The following is an 18,217-nucleotide window of genomic DNA, read 5'->3' as shown; positions in this document are numbered from 1 at the left end:
ATTTCGCTTTATCCACCATGCTACAAAATTAAAAATTAAAAACAATGCTCTCTATTTCTTCTGTTTTCATATCGATAGAATAATATTGGATAAAGCCACAAATGCCTTGCCCCCGGTTATATCCTTCAATGAAGATAACCGCAGAAAAAAATGATTCGCGTCATTTCTCCTTCTCATTTCACCGACAGGCAAAAGAAAAAAATGGCATCGCATCCCATCGATTTTTTAATTATTGGCAATAACTTCGCCACGCCGGAAATGCGTGCCGTCTGGTCGGAAGAGAACCGGCTTCATCAGCAGGTAGCCGTCGAAGTTGCCCTCGCTCAGGCGCAGGGCGAACTGGGCGTCATTCCGGCCGAAGCCGCTAAAGAGATTGTCCGTAAAGCGCAGCCAGAGGCTCTGCTGCTCAGCGATATCGCCGCCCAGGCGGGACTGATGAAGCACTCCTTTATGCCAACGCTGACTGCGTTGCAACAGCAGTGCGGCCCGGCCGGAGAATATCTGCATTACGGCGCCACCACTCAGGACATTGTTGATACCGCCACTATTTTGCAGCTGCGCCAGGCGCTGACCATTATCCGTCGCGATGTCCTTGGAGTCACCCGCGCGCTGCGCCAGCTTTCTGAGCGCCACCAGCAGACGCTGATGGTCGGACGAACCCACGGTATGCAGGCGCTGCCCACCACCTTTGGCTTTAAAACCGCCGTCTGGCTGGATGAGTTCCTGCGCCATCTGACGCGCATCGGCGAAATCACGCCTCGGGTGCTGACCGGCAATATTAACGGCGCCATTGGCACCAACGCCGCGCTTGGCGCGCAAGGGCCGGAAGTAGAACGCAGGGCGCTCAGTCTGCTGGGTCTGGCCTGCCCGACGATTGGCTGGCAGTCCGCCCGCGACAGGCTGAGTGAATTTGCCTCGGTAGCGGTACTGATTAGCGGTTCGCTGGGTAAAATCGGTAACGAACTTTACAACCTGATGCGCAGCGAAATCGGCGAAGTAGAAGAACCCTTCAGCAAAGGGAAAATCGGCTCCACCACCATGCCGCATAAACGCAACCCGGCAGCCATTGAAGGCCTCGCAAGCCTGACGCCGCCGATCCGCAAAAGCGCGGCGCTGATTTACGAATCCATGCACGTAGAACATGAACGCGATGCAATGAGCTGGCGCGCCGAATGGCTGGCGCTGCCGGAAATCTGCCTCTATCTCTCCGCCCAGTTGCAAAACGCCCAGGGAATTCTGAGCGGGCTGACGGTCAATGCCGACAAGATGCGCGCCAATCTGGATATCCAGGCCGGGCTGTTGCTGTCAGAAAAAGTGATGTTTGAAGCGGGAAAAACCCTCGGCAAGCAGACAGCTCATCACCTGGTCTACACCTGCGCAATGCATGCTTTTGAAACCGGGCGCGACTTCAAAAGCGTACTGGCGGAAACCCCGGAATTTGCTCACGCCTTCTCAAGCGCGGACCTGGATGCCTGGTTCGATCCGGCGCGCTACCTCGGCAGCGCGGTGGAGAAGGTAACTGATGTTCTGCAGGCTGCCGACAGTGTGCTGCAACGGGAGCAGGCATGACCGCACAGTACCGACAGCTCGACCAGGCCGATAGCGACGCCTACCTGGCGCTGATGCTCGCCGCCTATGCGCCCTCGCGTGCGCTGGGCGTGCATTTCGATGCCGCCACCGCTACTCAGCAAAAGGTGCTGCTGCATCTGCAACAGCACGGCGTGTACGGCCTTTTTATTGACGATGAACTGGCCGCCTCCGTGACCCTGCGCTACCCGTGGGGGCCGCTGCCCGGCCCCTTTGGGCTGCCTCATATTGGCTGGTTTGGCGCGCACCCGCGCTTTCGCGGCCAGCAGCGCGGGCGGCAGATTTATGACTGGGTAGAGAGCCATATCGTGCGCGACATGCTGCGCGCGCCTGCTATCTCATTAGGGACAGCAATCCATCATCCCTGGCTCATTGACGTCTACCAGCAATGGGGATTCCAGGCCCAGCATCAGGCTGACCTGGGAAAGGGGCATATCACCCTGTTTATGAAAAAAATCCTTGATGAGACAGCCCATGAACGCTGGCTCGCACGCCACATACCCTGACGAGTAAACTATGACAGATACCCATGATTTAGCCCGCCGGCTCACCGAATTTCGTCACGAACTGCACCGTTTCCCTGAACTCTCAAACGAAGAATTTGCCACTACCGCCCGGCTGCGCCGCGTACTGGAACAGAATCAAATCGCTATTCTGCCGCTGGATTTACCCACCGGTCTGGTGGTGGAGATTGGTGGGCAGAACGCCGGGCCTTTAGTGGTGCTGCGTGCCGATATTGACGCCCTGCCGATTGAGGAAAAATCGGGAGTCGCATACAGCTCTGAGCACCCAGGGGTGATGCATGCCTGCGGTCATGATTTTCACTCCTCGGCGGCGCTTGGGGCGGCAATCTTACTCAAAGCCCAGGAAGCGACGCTCGCAGGACGGGTGCGCATTCTGTTCCAGCCAGCCGAAGAGACCGGCCAGGGCGCGCCCGCGCTGATTGCCGCTGGCGCACTGGACGGGGCGACGGCTATTTTTGGTATTCATAATGACCCCGCGCTCCCGGTTGGGGTGATGGGAAGCAAAGCCGGGGCGCTGACCGCGGGCGTCGACCGTTTTCGCATTAATATCACCGGAACCGGCAGCCATGCGGCGCGCCCTCATGAAGGCAACGATCCCATTATCATTGCCGGGCAGTTGATAAGCGCCCTGCAAACCTTGATCAGCCGTAATATCGACTCCAGCGAAAACGCCGTGCTTTCGATTACCCAGGTGCACAGCGGCAGTACCTGGAATGTCATTCCCGACACGGCCTGGCTGGAAGGCACGGTACGCACCTTCAGCCAGACCGTGCGCGAAAACATCGAGCGCCGTATACGTGAGGTGATACAAGGTCTCGCCACGGCCTTTGCCGCTGAAATCGAGCTCGACTGGCAGCCTGGCCCCCCCTCGGTGGTCAACAGCGCAGACTGGGTCAACCTTGCGCTAAAAACCGGCGAACAGGCAGGTTTTGAAGTCCGGCGCATTCCTGCTAATCCGATTGGCGAGGACTTTGCCTTCTACCAGCAGCAGTTGCCTGGCGCGTTTATCATGATTGGCTCCGGAGGCCCCTTCGCCCTTCACCATCCGCAATTTCGCGTCGATGATGCCGCCCTCTATCCGACCGCTGACTGGCTGGCGCAGCTGGCCCTCGCCACGCTGGAAGAGGCAAAAGCATGAGCCATCTGACGGCAGAGGTCGCCAGGCTGATAGCCACCAGCGAGCCTGACGAGGCCGCCCGCGAGCAGGCCAGACAAGGTGTGCTGGATTTCTTCGCCGTCGCCTTACCGGTGGTCAACGGCAGCCTGCCGGACGCCACGCGGGAGACGGTTCGCGCCGTCTGGCCCGGCGACGATCCACAATCGCGCGCCCTGCGCCTGGGCTACTGCGGGCATGCGCTCGATTTTGATGATTACCATCCGGACTTTCGCGGTCACCCTGGCACGGTCATTTTGCCGACCCTGCTGGCGTTGGGCAGCGATGATCCTCAACGCCTGCTGGATGCCTTTGTGGTGGGTGTGGAGACCGCCGGTCGACTCGGGCTGGCGGTGGGAAGCGGCCATTATCTGCAAGGGTTTCACAGCACCAGTACCCTGGGCGTTATCGCCGCCGCAGCCGCAGGCGCCAGGCTTATGGGGGCCACAACGACGCAAACGGCGACAATCCTGGCTATCGCCGCCACCCAGTCAGCCGGGCTGCGCATACAGTTTGGTTCCGACATTAAACCACTGCATGCGGGTCTTGCCGCACGCGCAGCGGTCAGCGCCGTCCAGCTCGCCCTGCACGGGGTTAAGGCATCGACCGCGGGTACGCTGGAGAGCTTTCTCAACGCCTACAGCCCCAATACCCAGGAGCCGCAAAAACTGCCCCAGGCATGGGGATTACCGTGGCGCATTATCACGCCGGGTCTTGAATTCAAACCGTGGCCCACCTGTAGCGGCACCCATGGCGCTGCCCTGGCGGCGCTGCGCCTGCATCACCAGTGGCGGGCAGCAGGTAAGGAAACGGACGACCTTATCCAGGCAATAGCGCATATCGATATCGCGTTTCCTCCCGGCGGGGATGTGGCGGCCTTTGTCCGCCAGCCCACTACCGGCACCGAAGCCCGATTTAGTCTCGAATATGTCATTGCCGAGTGCCTGCGACGAGGAGAGCTGGCGCTGCCCCGCTTCGATGCCCGGCGCGTTGACCCGCTCACCGCTGAGCTGGCCGCCCGGGTTACCCGCAGTGAGGATTTATCCGCCCCGCCGGATGCGCAAAACCCCGGCGCACGCTTTCATCGCCTGACGCTGCAGTTGCATAACGGTGAGCAGTTGATAAGCCACATAACGCGCCAGGCGCTGCTGGCTCAGGGGGTGGATCTGAGCGAAAAGCTCCGCCGGTGCCTGCCCGATGCCGATAAGCCAACCCGCGATCGCTGGCTAAAACAGACCCGTCTGCAAACGGTGGAGGATCTACAGGCTATTCGCGATTTTCTGCTGGGATAATCGGCGACCAGGCCTGAACCGGCCCGACATCACCGGTAAAACGGGCAGCCTGAATCACCGTAATCTGCCCGCTGCATCCCTGTCCAAGCGCCGAGGTTCCCTTGTCACGGGTGAGCACATTTGGGTTGCCGTGACGGCACAACGGACGTTCGGCCAGGGGATCAACCGGGTCATACCAGGCGCCGGTCGGGAGTTGCACCACGCCGGGTTTAATGTCCCGCGACAGATTGACCGCGGCCAGCAGCGCCCCCCGGGCGTTATGCAGCATCACGACATCCCCCTCGCTAATACCCCGCGCTGCCGCATCCTCCGGGTGCATCAGACAGACCTCTTTACCCTGCTGTTTATGCTTCGCGCTGTGCCGGGCGTAATCCAGTTGGCTATGCAGCCGCGTGGCGGGCTGATTGGCGATAAGCCAGAGCGGATGCAAGGCAGTCGGCTGCTCGTCCGGCTCACGCCACACCGGATGACCGGGGCAGTCAGCATAAGCAAAACTGTCAATCGTGGCAGAGAAAATCTGGATTTTACCGTCCGGCGTCGGCAGTGGGCTGGCAAGCGGATCAGCACGAAAACGGCGCAGCAAACGTCCGCCATCATCCACCTGCGGCAGGGTTAAAACCCCCTGCTGCCAGAAGACGTCAAAGTCCGGCACCTGGTGGTCTATCTCCGCCAGTTTTTGCTGCATCTGCTGGTACAGATGTTGTAACCACTCACGTACATTACGCCCTTCGGTAAAGGCCTCTTCTTTGCCCAGCCTAGCGGCAATATCGCGAAAGATAGCAAAATCGTCCCGGGCCTCAGCCTGGGGTTGCGCCACCGGATGCATGGCAAAAAGATGGCGATCGGTGGGGGCTCCGCCCACATCCTCCCGCTCCAGGGTCATGGTGGCGGGCAGGATCAAATCCGCATGGCGCGCGGTGGCCGTCAGGCTATGTTCATGGACGATTAAGGTATCAAGACGGCAAAACGCCCGCCGCAGCCGCGCAAGATCCTGGTGATGATGGAACGGATTCCCCCCGGCCCACCACGCCAGTTTGATATGCGGATAGCGATGCTCCACGCCGTTAAACTGAAACGGCTCACCGGGGTGCAGCAGCATGTCAGCAATGCGCGCCACCGGAATAAACGCCTCCACGCCGTTTTTCCCCTGCGGCAGCGAGGGAAAAGAGACCCGGTTAAACGCCTTGCCATAATGGCCCAGCGCCCCGAGCGCATAGGTATAGCCCCCGCCGGGCAGGCCCGGTTGCCCGAGAGCGGATGCCAGCACCAGCCCAAGCCATACCGGCTGTTCGCCATGCTGGGCACGCTGTAACGCATGCGCCACCGTGACCAGCACACGCTGGCCATGTAGCCGCTGCGCCAGGGTCACAATCTCCGTCGCCGGGAGACCACAAATGGCTTCAGCCCAGCGGGCATCACGCACAATGCCATCAGCTTCGCCCTGGAAATAGCGCACCAGCGTCGGCCATCCGGTGCAGTAACGCGCCAGAAAAGCCTCGTCCGTCAGTCCCTGCTGATAAAGGGTGTGCAACAGAGCGAGGATCAACGCCGCATCGGTGCCAGGAGTTACCGGCAGCCACTCACCGGCCGCTTCGGCGGGCAGGTCGCTACGCAACGGGCTGACGGAGATAAAGCTCGCCCCGCGACGGGCGGCCTGTTGCATATAGCCACGTTCGGTATGTTCACTCAAACCACCGCTGGCAACCTGGGAATTTTTCAGCGCCAGACCGCCAAACGCGAGAATAATGTCGCTATGTTCGGCGATTTCCCGCCAGCTCACGCCGCGGCGGGAGATCTCATCCTGCGGGGCGACAATGTGCGGCAAAATGACCGAAGCCGCCGCAGAACTGTAGGACCAGACGGAACGAACATAGCCCCCAACCGTAGTGTTGAGAAAGCGATGAACCTGGCTTTGCGCATGGTGAAAACGCCCGGCGCTCGACCAGCCATAAGAGCCGCCAAAGATCGCCTGCGGACCAAATTGTTCGGCCACCCGGGAGAGCTCGCCTGCGGCAAGCTCAATCGCCTGCTCCCAGCTAATGGCTATGTATTCATCCGCCCCGCGCCGCTCATCCGGACCGGGGCCATTTTCCAGCCAGCCCCGTCGCACCATCGGCTGAGTGACCCTGGCTGAGTGGGTTAACGCATCAGTGAGATTTTCCAGCAGCGGGCTGGGATCCGGGTCGGCGGCAAAGGGGACGATGGTCAGTTCTTTTTCACGACGTTGAGCGGTAAAGGCTCCCCAATGGGAGCTATGAATAACCGGAGCGGACATTTACAGAACCGTTGAAAGGAAGTGGGTCACGCGGGCATTGGCGTTCTCTTCCAGCACCTGACGCGCCGGGCCGGAAGCAATGATTTTGCCGGACTCCATAAAGACGATATTGTCTGCCACTTCGCGGGCAAAGCCGATTTCATGGGTCACAATCACCATGGTTATCCCGGAGTGCGCTAATCCTTTGATAACCTGCAATACTTCGCCCACCAGCTCAGGGTCAAGGGCGGAGGTTGGTTCGTCAAAGAGCATCACTTCCGGATCCATCGCCAGGGCGCGGGCAATGGCAACGCGCTGCTGTTGACCGCCGGAGAGCTGTTGCGGCCAGTCGTTTTCACGCCCGGATAACCCCACCTGCTGGAGCAACTGGCGGGCTTTGGCCACCGCCACGGCGCGCGGTTGCTGCTTCACGCGAATGGGGGCGTCGATGATGTTTTGCAGGACGGTACGGTGGGCAAACAGATTAAATTGCTGGAACACCATCCCAATGCGGCTGCGCTGGGCGGCGATTTTACTGTCGCTCACCTCATACAGCGCCTGGCCTTTTTGCTCATACCCCACCAGATTACCGCCGATGCGAATGGTCCCCGCATCCAGTTTTTCCAGATGATTAATGCAGCGCAGCAGCGTGGATTTACCGGAACCAGAGGGCCCGAGGATCACCGTGACTGACCCGGCATCCACGTCCAGGTCAACCGCATCCACCACGGTCTGGGTGCCGAAGCGTTTGGTGATATTACGAAGTTCGATAGCCTCAGCCATTGTTCACTCTCCTTGCATTGAACAGGTAGACCGGCAGCCTGCGGGCGAACCAGACTTTCGCCGTCTGACGCTTCGCCCCACGGGCAAAATAACGTTCAACGTAAAACTGGCCAACGGAGAGCACCGAGGTCAATAACAGGTACCATAAGGTCGCCACCAGCAGCAGCGGGATCACTTCATAGGTGCGCTGGTAGATAATTTGCGCCGAGTAGAGCACATCCTGTAATGAGATAACCGAAACCACCGCAGTGGTTTTCAACTGACCAATCACTTCGTTTCCCGCTGGCGGCAAAATGGCGCGCATTGCCTGCGGCAGTACCGTATGCCGGAAGATCTGGCTGCGGGTATAGCCCAGAGCGCGGGCGGCTTCCAGTTGACCGTTACCCACACTCTGGATGCCTGCACGAATAATTTCTGCCGCATAGGCCGACTGGTGCATCACCAGCGCGATGACGGCCGCACTAAAGGGGCTAATCAGCGCATTAGCAGAGGCGCTGAAGAGTTCGCCAGTCCCTGGCAGGCTCAATGAAATCGTCGGATAAAGCGCGGCGATGTTGTACCAGAGGAACAGTTGCACCAGCATTGGCACACCACGGAAGAACCAGGTGTATCCCCAGCTGACCGCCACCAGCACCGGGTTGGAGGAGAGGCGCATTAACGCCAGCACCGTGCCGCCGGCAAAGCCCAGCACCACGGAGATGGCCGTGAGCTGGAGGGTCATCAGCACGCCGCTGATAATGGAGCTTTCGGTAAAACTCTCCGCCACCACATGCCATTCAAAACGCGGGTTGTTAAAGATGGAGTGCAGCAACCCGACGAGCATCAGCAACACCACCAGCGCGCTAAACCAGCGTCCGTAATAGCGTTTTCCGATGATGCGCAGTGCGTCCTGAGAAGCCTGAGGTGTGGAGTGTGGCATTAGAAAATGTCCTGATTACGTTTCGACTCTTTCACTGCGCCAAAGCCAATAGACCAGTGGTCCAGAATCTTTTGATAGGTACCGTCCTGGATAAGCGAATTCAGCGCAGCCTGGACGGCCTCTTCCAGTCCGGAGTCTTTCGGGAAAGCAATGGAAACCGGCGCATCGTTGACGCTGATTTGCCCGGACATGGTCAGTGGCTTAACGGTCTTCACCTGCCAGGTCAGTCCTTCATAAGGGCCAAAGAACATAGGTACGCGACCGCTGACTACCGCCTGCACACCTGCCGGACGGTCCGGGAAGATGGCGACATTAATCGGCGGCTTACCCTGCGCTTCACAGGCTTTGCTGGCTTCATTGAGACGGTTAATCTGGGTGGTGCCGGACCCGGCGCCAATCTCTTTGCCGCATACCTGCGTCAGTTCAGTGAAGGCAGGAATATTGGCATCTTTACGGGAAATGACGCCTAAGCGCGATGCGTCGTAGTAACTGACAAAATCTACCTGCTCGAGGCGTTTTTGCGTGGCGTTAATATTAGACAGGGCGACGTCATAGCGGCCTGATTTAAGACCGGGGATGATGTTATCGAAGCCGCCAGTGTCGTGCCACTGCACTTTAACGCCAAGGCGTTCAGCCACCGCGCTCATAATATCGATTTCACGTCCGGCCAGCGTTTTATTATCTTCCTGATAAAAGGTGGTTGGCGGCGTATTCGGGTTGGTTCCGGCAACAATATATCCACGCTGCTGAATGTCCGCCGGGAGTTTTGCTTTTAATGTTTCACTGGCCGAGACGGTAAAGTTATTTTTTGCCGGGACAGTTTGCTCGGCAGCAATAACCTGCTGGCTCCCACTCACTGCCAACAATAAGGCGATGATGCTGTGTTTTTTCATTTCGTTTTTCTGTCCCCAAAATTAACCTCAGGCGGGCTGGCAAAATTAAATAACAAGGCATGTGACGGAATATATTTTGTAATGGTCATTCTGGTTGAGTGGGCAATATGAGGGAACCAATAAAACCAGAAAAGCAATGCCAGGAATTGAATAAGCCAGTTGCAACAAGGAGGCAAGCGGTGTGACGGGGTGTCAGCGGTAAGGGCGCACGTGGCAGGCGGAGGGCCGGAATGGGGTTTTAACAGGGCACATATTCGTGCCCTGGCAATCTATGGCCACGCCGGATAAAAGCGGGTCATCATGATCATTAATAGCGGGGTCGTGAGGGTCGACAGGAGGGTGGAAATCAGCATGCTGGTTGCCGTCGCCCCCTGCAGCACTTTGAATTTCTGCGCCATTAAGTAGACGTTCACGCCGACGGCCATAGAGCCCAGCAGGACCACGACCTGACTCTCCTGCTGCGGCAGGTGCAATGCATACGCAATTGCCCAGATAAGCCCCGGCATCAGCACCAGCTTAATCAGACAAATGGCGGCGCTTTCCCGCAGACCCTGGCTGATTTTATAGTGTGAGAGGCTCATGCCCAGCGTCACCAGAGTTAGCGGCGCGGCAATTTGCCCGAGCATGGTGACCGGGCCATCGACAAACTGCGGCAAGGGCTGGTGCGTCATACTCCAGGCAAAGCCTGAGAAAATACCGATAATCAGCGGATTGCGCAGCACATTGACCAGGGTTTTGCCGATGCCTTTCCAGGAGAAACTGCCGCTCTGCGCCCACTCAACTGACACCGTCACCAGAGTCCACAGAATAAGGCTGTTAAACACCAGCACCAGGGCAACCGAGGCAAGGCTGGCCTGGCCAAGGAGAATAACGGCGACCGGGATCCCCAGCATCACATTGTTAGAAAAGATACCGCCAAGACCAAATACCGATGCTGAGACGGCGTCGAGGCCAAAAACGCTTTTCGCCACCACCCGCCCGACAATATAGATAGCCAGGCAACTGCCAAAATAAGCAATCAGCAAACGCATATCCACCGGCGGGCTTTGGTAGAATTTGCTCATCACTTTAAACAGCATGCAGGGTAAGGCCACCGAGAAGCAGAAGCGATTAAACACCCCACTCGCCGCTTCAGGCCAGCCAGCAAAGCGGCCGAGACAATAACCTAACGCAATTAATGAAAATAACGGGGCAGACAATATCATCTGCTGCGTAAGCTGCCCCAGGAAATTCGCCGTTTCCATCCTTCACCCTGCCCTTAGTATCGAAAATTAAACCCATTTTTTGTTTTTTGGCAGTATAAGGATTTTATGTCGCGGAGTCAGTTGGCTAAAGTGAGTCTGGATAAGCGCCCTGGCGCTTTATGACAAATGAACAAGCAAAGGCTTCAGACCCACAAGCCGCGCCTAACAGCCCTCGCACCAGGGATGCGAGGGGCTGTTGGGTAAGGAGGAAAGCACTTAACTCAGATGATGACCCTGCGCCTTTGCAAAAAACGCCAGCGTCTCTTCCAGGTTCTTCGCCTGCTCCTCCAGCGACATAGCAGCGGCGGAGATCTGCTGCACCAGAGAGGCATTCTGCTGGGTGGCGCTGTCCATCTGATTGACCGCAATCGTCACCTGGCCCACACCTTTGGTCTGCTCATCCAGGGCCTGCACAATCTCGCTAATGACCAGATGGACACTCGATACCGACTCGATAATTTGCTTCATCATCTCCCCGGTCTCATTCACCAGCGCCACCCCTTTACTGACGCGCCCGGAGGACTCTTCGATCAGCGTCGAAATCTCTTTCGCGGCATTTGAACTTCGCTGGGCCAGGTTACGCACTTCACCAGCCACCACCGCAAAGCCCCGCCCCTGTTCACCGGCGCGCGCGGCTTCAACGGCGGCATTGAGGGCCAGGATATTGGTCTGGAAAGCAATGCCATCAATGATGCTGTTGATATCGCCAATCTTACTGGCGCTCTCATCAATCTTGCCGATGATGTTCACCACTTCCCCCACCAGCGACTCGCCCTGCCCGGCGATCTGTGCGGCTTTCTCGGTCAGTCGCGTGGCCTTATGGACGTTATCGGCATTGTTTTTCACGGTCACGGAAATCTGCTCCATGCTCGCCGCCGTCTCCACAATCGCGGCTGCCTGCTGTTCAGTGCGCGACGCCAGATCCAGGTTGCCCGCGGCTATCTCACTGCTGCCTGAACGCACTGAATGGCTGGCATCACTGATACTGCCGACAATGCGCTGCAGTTGCGATTGCATGGTATGCAGCGCGTAAAAGATGCTGCTGGTATCACCAGGGCGCACCGGGATCGGATTGCTTAAATCCCCCTGCGCCACGGACAGCGCAATTTCCGAGGCTTCGGAAGGTTCGCCGCCGACCGGACGCGCGACTTTGCGGGTGAAGACCAGCGCCACCACGACGCTGACAATAATAATGCTTAAAATCATCAGGATGATGGCGTTACGCAGGTAATTCCAGGCCTCCGCCATCACCACGCTGACCGGGGTCACGATGGCGAGTTTCCACGGCAACTGGCTGTTGCCCACCGTAATGGTCTGCCAGGTCACAAAGGCCGACTCCTGCAAAATGGGATCGTCAATGCGCACAACCGCTTCGCCGCTAACCTGCCCCGTCCAGGGCTTGCCGGTGGCGGCTTTGTCCGGGCTGTAGATCACGTTATTATCCGCCGAAAGCAGCAGCGCATAGCCCGACCCTTCCCAGGGTTTGATCGCGCCAATCATCTTTTGCAGGGTTGCCAGCGAGAAGTCAGAGGTGACCGACCCCTGGAATTTGCCGTCGCGGATAATGGGGGCCGCAATGGAGGTCAGCATCACGTCCACGCCGTTATACGGGTAGATATAGGGTTCAATAACCACGTCTTTCTGCCGCTGACGCGGGAGCAGATAGTAATCGCCGCTGCCCGGCGTTTCATAATCCACAAGGTTATGCAGCGCCGGATTGCCGCTGTTATCACGGTCGACATAGCGCGCGTAACGCCCGGCCGGATCCTGCTCAGGCTGTCCGGCAAAATCACTGTCTTTGCCGTCAAAAGCATTGGCTTCGAAGGCCAGCGACATCGACAAAAAATCATTGTGCTGACGCAGAAAATCACTGAGCAACTGATCCAGCCCGTGCCTGTCCTTAAGATCGGCCTGATGCAAAGACCAGGCGCTGATCCCCAAATCACGGGCGGCGCTCAGGGCAGTATCGAGCTGCTGCTGTACGCGCAGCGATTCAGTGTGGGCAATTTGTTGCAGATGTTTTTGCGCGACGGCCTGCTGTTGCTGCATGGACTGCCAGAGCAACAGACCGATGGTGACCAGGAACCCGGCCGTAATAGTGACAAATATCGACGCCAGCATCAGCGTTCTGGCCGTCAGTTTTTTACGTGTGCTCATTTTCCCCACCTGGGCAGTCGCCCTTTGGCAAATAACCCAATTTACTCATGCTTCATATATCGGTAAAAAACGCTTAACACTTCACACCAATAAGAATTAAATTTTTTTTACAATAAATTGAAGGGGTTTGGGGAAAGCTGGCGTCATGCAGGCAGTGAATCTGAAAGACTGAGGGGCGCGGCTACGGCAAAAAAGCGTTTCAGTAATGGTAACGACAGGCGGCAATGAGAAGCGCATCGTCGGTGACAGAATAGACCAGGCGATGCTCTGATGTGATACGGCGCGACCAGAAACCCGACAAGTTGTATTTTAAGGGCTCAGGTTTACCTTTGCCCTCAAAAGGTGTTCTGCGGATGTCCTTGATAAGTTCATTGATTTTTCTGACCATGCGTTTGTCCGTTTCCTGCCAAAACAAATAATCATTCCATGATTCCACAGACCAGATAAGTTTCACTCAATGACCTCCTTCTCCGTTCCATTGCCTGCTTTAAGACTCTCAATGGAATTCATGAGCCGTCTGGCGTTAGCCGGTGAACGCAGCAGGTATGCCGTCTCTTCAAGAGAGTTGTACTCTTCAAGCGACATCAATACGCAGGCTTCACCATTCTGGCGAGTAATCAACACCGGGGCGCGATCCTCAACCGTTTTCATCATCGTCGCAGACAGATTTTGTCGTGCTTCGCTATAACTGATTGTACGCATTTGAATCTCCTCACATGTACCGATCATTGTACAATGATGGTGATTCTTTGAACACATATTTAATGACTTCAGCAGCGGTGATGCATTGAACTTGTGTTTTACCTGCACGGCGACTGCTACGGCTTCTTTTCCTGACTCAGCTCTGCATCCACGCCGCAAATTCGTCTTTCCATTCCTGATGCCAGCGTGACAGCGCCGGGCGGTTTTGCAGCATATCCTGATACGCCTAGGTAATTCGCTTACGGTCCATCTCCGTCGTCACTTCGTTGTCCGGACAGAGGATATAAAAATCCCCTTGGCGAAAGTGGCTGACGAAATAGTCGATAACCTGATCCGCATGCCAGGCCGCGGCGGGCTTCACGCCATGAACCTCGTCCATGCCAGGGAAATTCATCGGTGTCCAGGTGTAGCCCGGAACAAGTAAGTGGGCGATCACTTTATCGCCAATCCGGTTACGCAGCTCATGCGCCAGTTGCTCTGTTAACACTTTAACGCCCGCTTTCGCCACACTGTAGGCCGCGTTGCCCGGTGGCGTGGTGATCCCCTCTTTTGATCCCAGGTTGACTACTGCGCTACGCGCATGCTGCCGGATCATCACCGGTACGAACAGATGTTGTAACGTAACGAGGGAGTAAAAATTGGCCTCCAGTTGAGTAAGCCAGGCACTGGGAGCATCCCACGGGCCAGCCCCCTGGCTTATTCCTGCGTTATTGATCAGCAAAGCCACCTCGCCAAAGCGTTGCAGGGTAGCCTCCAGCAACCTGCGAGCATCCCCTTCACGGGTGACATCGCCAATGGTCAGCACTACATCGGTCGTAAGCGTTGCGGCAAAAGCCCGGAGCGCGGCTTCATCGCGGTCAAACAGACTCAGCGACATGCCTTCCTGCGCCAGTCGGCGTGCTGCAGCCGCGCCTAACCCTTTTGCCGCCCCGGTAATCACCGCGGTACGCCCTTTAACGATGATGGTATCCGTCATTTTGACTCCTCTTTGCATAGCTTATGGATAAACACATGATGCCCAGCCCAGCGGCGGCAAGCAGCGCGCCCACCCAGCCTGTCGCCGCCCAGCCAGCGCCGGCAGAAATCGCCAGCCCGCCGAGCGACGCCCCGATGGCGTTGGAAATGTTAAATGCACTGTGATTGAGTGAGGCAGCCAGGGTCTGGGCGTCACTGGCGACATCCATCAGCCTCGCCTGAAGCGCCGGAACCAGAGCAAAACCGTTGCCGAGCAGAAATAGCACCAGCACCGTGGCCCACGGGATATGCGCCACCAGAGAAAACAGCACCAGACAGAGCACATTCCAGAGGAGCATGGCGACAATCGCCGGAACCAGCGCCCGGTCGGCCAGCCAGCCGCCGACGATATTGCCGCACACCATCCCCACGCCCCAGACCACCAGCACCATCGGTACGGATGAGAGGGAAAATTGACTGACATGGATAAGGGTTGGCGTGATGTAAGTGTAAACCGCGAGCATCCCGCCAAAGCCAACGGAGGCGACGGCAAAGGTCAGCCAGACCTGAGGTTTTCGTAATGCGCTCAGCTCGTGCAGCAAAGAGACATTCCTGACAGCAGGCGTCGCCGGGAGAAAAAATAAAAGCATGATGGCCGTCAGCATGACGCCTGCCGCCACAAACAAAAATGCCGCCCGCCAGCCCAGATGCTGACCAAGCCAGGTCATCGCCGGAACCCCGGCTACGTTTGCGGCCGCCAGCCCTAACATCACATAGCCGATATACTGCGTGCGCCTGGAGACTGGCACCATTGCCGAGGCAGCCAGCCCGCCCACGCCATACCAGGCCCCGTGCGGCAGGCCAGAGACAAAACGCGCCACCAGCAGCGACGAGGCATTCCACGCCAGGGCGCTTGCCAGATAACCTGCCATCACCAGCAGCAGTAAACTCAGGAGCAACATTTTGCGCGGCCAGCGCGCGCCCACTACCGCTATCAAGGGCGCGCCGACCACCACGCCAATGGCATAGGCGCTGATATAACGCCCCGCCTGAGGCACCGAAATCCCTGTCCCTTCCGCCAGCGAGGGCAGCAGACTCATGGAGGCGAATTCGCCGGTACCGATAAAAAAGCCGCCCAGCCCGAGGGTTAACATGGCGGCAAACAGGCCTGCCGGAGGCGTGACCAGCCGTTCTGATGGCGTAACAGCACCGTGCCTTACGCAAGTGTTCATGAGATAACCCGCTATAGATAAGAGAAACAGCCCGTGCGCCGGGCTGTTTTAACGTTGAATGGTGCTCATTGTAGGAGGGGAATGACGGCTATTTGATGAGTATCACGCCATAGATCGTTGAAGATTACTCAACCTTTTCTGGCTTATCCACGTGCAGAATAAACTGGGTGATTTCAGACGGGCGACCAAGACGCAGCGGGAAGCCATTCCACAATCCTGCGCCATTACTGACATACAACGTCATATTGCCGACCTGATAGCGACCAGAAACGAACCCGCCGTTCGCCAGTTTCACCGCCTGATCCAGGCCGCGCACCATGCCGCCATGGGTGTGTCCGGAGAGCTGGAGTTTGACGCCATACTGCGCATTGTGCACTGCGGTATCAGGGCGATGGTCGAGCAGAATAATGGTGTCACTGGCGGTTGTGCCTTCCAGCGCGCGCTGGAGGCTGGGCGCCTCAAAGCCAAAGCGTTTGGCGATTTTATCGGTCACGCCTGCCAGCACCAGCATATCGTCACGACCGCCAACACGCTCTCCATCGAGGAGTGGGATAACAGCTACGGCAAAGTCTGGCAGGCGGTGATTAAGGCCGGAACCCTCGCCATTATGGCAGGCCATATTACTCTGCCCGCCTACAGCCAGCTCTGGCAGGCCGATCCCAGCCTCCCCGCCAGCTTATCGGGCGCGCTGCTGCAAAAATTGCTGCGGGAAAAGCTCGGCTTTAACGGTTTAGTAGTCACCGACGCCACGGCGATGGTTGGCTTCACCAGCATCATGCCAAGAGCCAAAGCGGTCCCTGCCGCCATTGCCGCAGGCTGCGATATCTTCCTGTTTAATAAAGATCTTGCGGAAGATTTCAACTTTATGCGCCAGGGTATCGAAGCGGGCGCACTGTCTCTGGCCCGCGTCGATGAAGCCGTCACCCGCACCCTGGCGATGAAAGCCAGCCTGCGACTCCATACGCTGCCTGCGTCACAACGCGTGCCTGAGCCTGCCGCCTTAGACGTTGTCGGCGCCAGCGCCCATCACGCGCTGGCTGCTACCTGCGCGCAGCAGTCCGTGACCCTGGTGAAGGATGAAGCCGGACTCTTACCTCTGGATCCGCTTAAGCACCGGCGCATTATGCTTTTTACTCTCACCGATGATGGCGACTTCTTTGGTAATAAAACCAATGTCTTTGCCAGCGCAATAGAGCAGTTGCAGGCGCAGGGTTTCGTGGTCGATCTCTTTGATCCTTCCCGCTTCACCATGCGTGATATGAAGCTTTCCATTGCTCAGATGGTGGAGAAATACGATCTGGCGCTGTACCTGGCAAATATCAAACCGGCCAGTAATAAGACCTCGCTGCGCATTAACTGGACGCGGCCGATGGGCATTGATGCGCCGTGGTTCAGCTGCGAACTGCCGACCCTGTTTATCTCCTTCGGCAACCCGTATCACCTGTTTGATGTGCCAAAGATCCCGACCTATATCAACGCCTGGACCGCCAGCCCGGCCACCATTGCGGCAACCATCAGCAAAATTCTGGGCGCATCGCCGTTTACCGGAACAAGCCCGGTGGATGCTCTGATGGGCCAGCCGCTGCGGAGTAGCTGGCGATGAGCGCGTTTATTTTCGATCTCGACGGCGTGCTGGTCGATACCGCTAAATACCATTTTCAGTCCTGGTCAGCGGTTGCAGACAAGTACGGCTTAGGCTTTGACGCAGCCCTGAACGAAAAACTTAAGGGCGTCAGCAGACGACGCTCTTTTGAAATTATTGTCGGGCACAACGGTCGCGCTGTTGATGATTATGACGTCAGTGAAATTCTCAACGAGAAAAACCGGCTGTATTTGCAGTTTATTGCCTCTATCAATGCCAGTGAGTTATTACCGGGAACAATTGACATTTTGTCAGCCTGTAAACGCCATGGCATTTATATCGCTCTGGGTTCTGCAAGTAAGAATGCCAGATACATTCTGGAGCAAACCCAGATCCTGCATTACTTTGACATTATTGTTGACGGTAATGATGTAACGAAAGCCAAACCCGATCCGCAGGTATTTCAATTAGCCAGCAGGACCCTGGGATTAAAAAATGAGGAGTGTACGGTATTCGAAGATTCCATTGCCGGTATTCAGGCCGCGCAACAAGCAAATATGCACACTGTAGGCATTGGTGATAGCAATATTTTAACTCTGGCAGATATCACCATTCCCGATTTAAGTTATTTTGATTTTAAGCTGTTACATAAATAAAAAACAGATACCCTAAATAATTCGAGTTGCAGGACGGCGGCAAGTGAGAGAATTCCCGTGAGCTTACTGTAGTAAGTGACCGGGGTGAACGAATACAGCCAACACACCTGCAACCTGAAGTATGCCGGGTATTAATTCCGATTGCGTTGAGGTTATTACAATGAGAAAGATATTGCCATTGCTGGTGCTCTTACCGACACTCGCACATGCTAAGGAAGGTGCGATTTAATCGGTGGGGTTCAGTGGAGTCCTTATCTGTATTAGCCTTACCTTAGCTGAGCTGTA

The 18,217-nt window shown here is 56.9% G+C and carries 17 protein-coding genes; 6 read left to right on the top strand and 11 right to left on the bottom strand.

The features are described 5' to 3' along the window. The first annotated feature begins 201 nt into the window (after nt 1-201). The 4 genes from purB to ACSZO4_RS13400 are packed head-to-tail and all read left to right on the top strand — an operon-like array spanning nt 202 to nt 4,556. Nucleotides 202-1,569: an adenylosuccinate lyase gene (purB, locus tag ACSZO4_RS13415; protein ID WP_437889483.1), complete on the top strand. Its 1,368-nt coding sequence runs from the start codon at nt 202-204 to the stop codon at nt 1,567-1,569. Continuing rightward, entirely contained in the window at nt 1,566-2,093 is a 528-nt protein-coding gene (locus ACSZO4_RS13410) for a GNAT family N-acetyltransferase (RefSeq protein ID WP_437889468.1), read from the top strand. The genes purB and ACSZO4_RS13410 overlap by 4 nt, the downstream gene beginning before the upstream one ends. Before the next feature lie 10 nt (nt 2,094-2,103). Next, nucleotides 2,104-3,249, top strand: coding sequence for an amidohydrolase (locus tag ACSZO4_RS13405; protein ID WP_437889467.1), 1,146 nt, complete (start codon nt 2,104-2,106; stop codon nt 3,247-3,249). After that, nucleotides 3,246-4,556, top strand: coding sequence for an MmgE/PrpD family protein (locus ACSZO4_RS13400; RefSeq protein ID WP_437889466.1), 1,311 nt, complete (start codon nt 3,246-3,248; stop codon nt 4,554-4,556). The genes ACSZO4_RS13405 and ACSZO4_RS13400 overlap by 4 nt, the downstream gene beginning before the upstream one ends. On the opposite strand, the gene ACSZO4_RS13395 is transcribed toward ACSZO4_RS13400, so the two are convergent. The 11 genes from ACSZO4_RS13395 to ACSZO4_RS13345 form a co-directional block, all read right to left on the bottom strand. Next, complete coding sequence (locus tag ACSZO4_RS13395; protein WP_437889465.1) at nt 4,531-6,831, bottom strand: molybdopterin-dependent oxidoreductase; 2,301 nt, start codon at nt 6,829-6,831, stop codon at nt 4,531-4,533. The two genes, ACSZO4_RS13400 and ACSZO4_RS13395, sit on opposite strands and share 26 nt — an antisense overlap. After that, nucleotides 6,832-7,593 (bottom strand): amino acid ABC transporter ATP-binding protein, encoded by a 762-nt coding sequence (locus tag ACSZO4_RS13390; protein ID WP_437889464.1) that lies wholly within the window; start codon nt 7,591-7,593, stop codon nt 6,832-6,834. Then, a complete protein-coding gene (locus ACSZO4_RS13385) occupies nt 7,586-8,512 on the bottom strand; it encodes an amino acid ABC transporter permease (RefSeq protein ID WP_437889463.1) in 927 nt (308 codons plus the stop codon). The genes ACSZO4_RS13390 and ACSZO4_RS13385 overlap by 8 nt, the downstream gene beginning before the upstream one ends. Continuing rightward, nucleotides 8,512-9,405 carry an ABC transporter substrate-binding protein gene (locus ACSZO4_RS13380; protein WP_437889462.1) on the bottom strand — a complete coding sequence of 298 codons (894 nt, stop codon included), beginning with the start codon at nt 9,403-9,405 and terminating at the stop codon, nt 8,512-8,514. The genes ACSZO4_RS13385 and ACSZO4_RS13380 overlap by 1 nt, the downstream gene beginning before the upstream one ends. A gap of 269 nt (nt 9,406-9,674) precedes the next feature. Continuing rightward, a complete protein-coding gene (locus ACSZO4_RS13375) occupies nt 9,675-10,649 on the bottom strand; it encodes an AEC family transporter (RefSeq protein ID WP_437889461.1) in 975 nt (324 codons plus the stop codon). A gap of 216 nt (nt 10,650-10,865) precedes the next feature. Continuing rightward, nucleotides 10,866-12,806 (bottom strand): methyl-accepting chemotaxis protein, encoded by a 1,941-nt coding sequence (locus tag ACSZO4_RS13370; protein ID WP_437889460.1) that lies wholly within the window; start codon nt 12,804-12,806, stop codon nt 10,866-10,868. Between the two features lie 199 nt (nt 12,807-13,005). Then, the gene (locus tag ACSZO4_RS13365) at nt 13,006-13,260 is read right to left on the bottom strand and encodes a Txe/YoeB family addiction module toxin (RefSeq protein WP_437889459.1); all 255 of its coding nucleotides are present in this window, start codon (nt 13,258-13,260) and stop codon (nt 13,006-13,008) included. Beyond that, entirely contained in the window at nt 13,257-13,508 is a 252-nt protein-coding gene (gene yefM / locus ACSZO4_RS13360) for a YoeB-YefM toxin-antitoxin system antitoxin YefM (protein WP_437889458.1), read from the bottom strand. Before yefM ends, ACSZO4_RS13365 begins: the two co-directional genes overlap by 4 nt. A 226-nt stretch (nt 13,509-13,734) precedes the next feature. After that, on the bottom strand, nt 13,735-14,484 hold the full coding sequence (locus ACSZO4_RS13355) for an SDR family NAD(P)-dependent oxidoreductase (protein WP_437889457.1): 750 nt from the start codon (nt 14,482-14,484) through the stop codon (nt 13,735-13,737). Next, nucleotides 14,462-15,694, bottom strand: coding sequence for an MFS transporter (locus tag ACSZO4_RS13350; RefSeq protein WP_437889456.1), 1,233 nt, complete (start codon nt 15,692-15,694; stop codon nt 14,462-14,464). Before ACSZO4_RS13350 ends, ACSZO4_RS13355 begins: the two co-directional genes overlap by 23 nt. A 124-nt stretch (nt 15,695-15,818) precedes the next feature. Further along, entirely contained in the window at nt 15,819-16,313 is a 495-nt protein-coding gene (locus ACSZO4_RS13345; protein WP_437889485.1) for a hypothetical protein, read from the bottom strand. Between ACSZO4_RS13345 and ACSZO4_RS13340 the strand changes: the two genes are divergently transcribed. Together ACSZO4_RS13340 and pgmB are read left to right on the top strand one after the other, a co-directional pair. Next, nucleotides 16,206-17,297: a glycoside hydrolase family 3 N-terminal domain-containing protein gene (locus ACSZO4_RS13340; protein WP_437889482.1), complete on the top strand. Its 1,092-nt coding sequence runs from the start codon at nt 16,206-16,208 to the stop codon at nt 17,295-17,297. The two genes, ACSZO4_RS13345 and ACSZO4_RS13340, sit on opposite strands and share 108 nt — an antisense overlap. After that, on the top strand, nt 17,294-17,932 hold the full coding sequence (gene pgmB, locus ACSZO4_RS13335; protein WP_437889455.1) for a beta-phosphoglucomutase: 639 nt from the start codon (nt 17,294-17,296) through the stop codon (nt 17,930-17,932). Before ACSZO4_RS13340 ends, pgmB begins: the two co-directional genes overlap by 4 nt. Nucleotides 17,933-18,217 lie beyond the last annotated feature (285 nt).

It is taken from the genome of Phytobacter sp. V91, from assembly GCF_965644225.1.
Lineage (GTDB): Bacteria > Pseudomonadota > Gammaproteobacteria > Enterobacterales > Enterobacteriaceae > CBFFRJ01.
Note: the sequence above shows the minus strand (reverse complement) of the source record. Positions and strands in the feature narration are given on the sequence as shown.

Bases quoted from the DNA above. Each gene is read 5' to 3' on its own strand.
- purB (WP_437889483.1), top strand. From the start codon at position 202: ATGGCATCGCATCCCATCGATTTTTTAATTATTGGCAATAACTTCGCC.
- ACSZO4_RS13410 (WP_437889468.1), top strand. From the start codon at position 1,566: ATGACCGCACAGTACCGACAGCTCGACCAGGCCGATAGCGACGCCTAC.
- ACSZO4_RS13405 (WP_437889467.1), top strand. From the start codon at position 2,104: ATGACAGATACCCATGATTTAGCCCGCCGGCTCACCGAATTTCGTCAC.
- ACSZO4_RS13400 (WP_437889466.1), top strand. From the start codon at position 3,246: ATGAGCCATCTGACGGCAGAGGTCGCCAGGCTGATAGCCACCAGCGAG.
- ACSZO4_RS13395 (WP_437889465.1), bottom strand. From the start codon at position 6,831: ATGTCCGCTCCGGTTATTCATAGCTCCCATTGGGGAGCCTTTACCGCT.
- ACSZO4_RS13390 (WP_437889464.1), bottom strand. From the start codon at position 7,593: ATGGCTGAGGCTATCGAACTTCGTAATATCACCAAACGCTTCGGCACC.
- ACSZO4_RS13385 (WP_437889463.1), bottom strand. From the start codon at position 8,512: ATGCCACACTCCACACCTCAGGCTTCTCAGGACGCACTGCGCATCATC.
- ACSZO4_RS13380 (WP_437889462.1), bottom strand. From the start codon at position 9,405: ATGAAAAAACACAGCATCATCGCCTTATTGTTGGCAGTGAGTGGGAGC.
- ACSZO4_RS13375 (WP_437889461.1), bottom strand. From the start codon at position 10,649: ATGGAAACGGCGAATTTCCTGGGGCAGCTTACGCAGCAGATGATATTG.
- ACSZO4_RS13370 (WP_437889460.1), bottom strand. From the start codon at position 12,806: ATGAGCACACGTAAAAAACTGACGGCCAGAACGCTGATGCTGGCGTCG.
- yefM (WP_437889458.1), bottom strand. From the start codon at position 13,508: ATGCGTACAATCAGTTATAGCGAAGCACGACAAAATCTGTCTGCGACG.
- ACSZO4_RS13355 (WP_437889457.1), bottom strand. From the start codon at position 14,484: ATGACGGATACCATCATCGTTAAAGGGCGTACCGCGGTGATTACCGGG.
- ACSZO4_RS13350 (WP_437889456.1), bottom strand. From the start codon at position 15,694: ATGAACACTTGCGTAAGGCACGGTGCTGTTACGCCATCAGAACGGCTG.
- ACSZO4_RS13345 (WP_437889485.1), bottom strand. From the start codon at position 16,313: ATGGCCTGCCATAATGGCGAGGGTTCCGGCCTTAATCACCGCCTGCCA.
- pgmB (WP_437889455.1), top strand. From the start codon at position 17,294: ATGAGCGCGTTTATTTTCGATCTCGACGGCGTGCTGGTCGATACCGCT.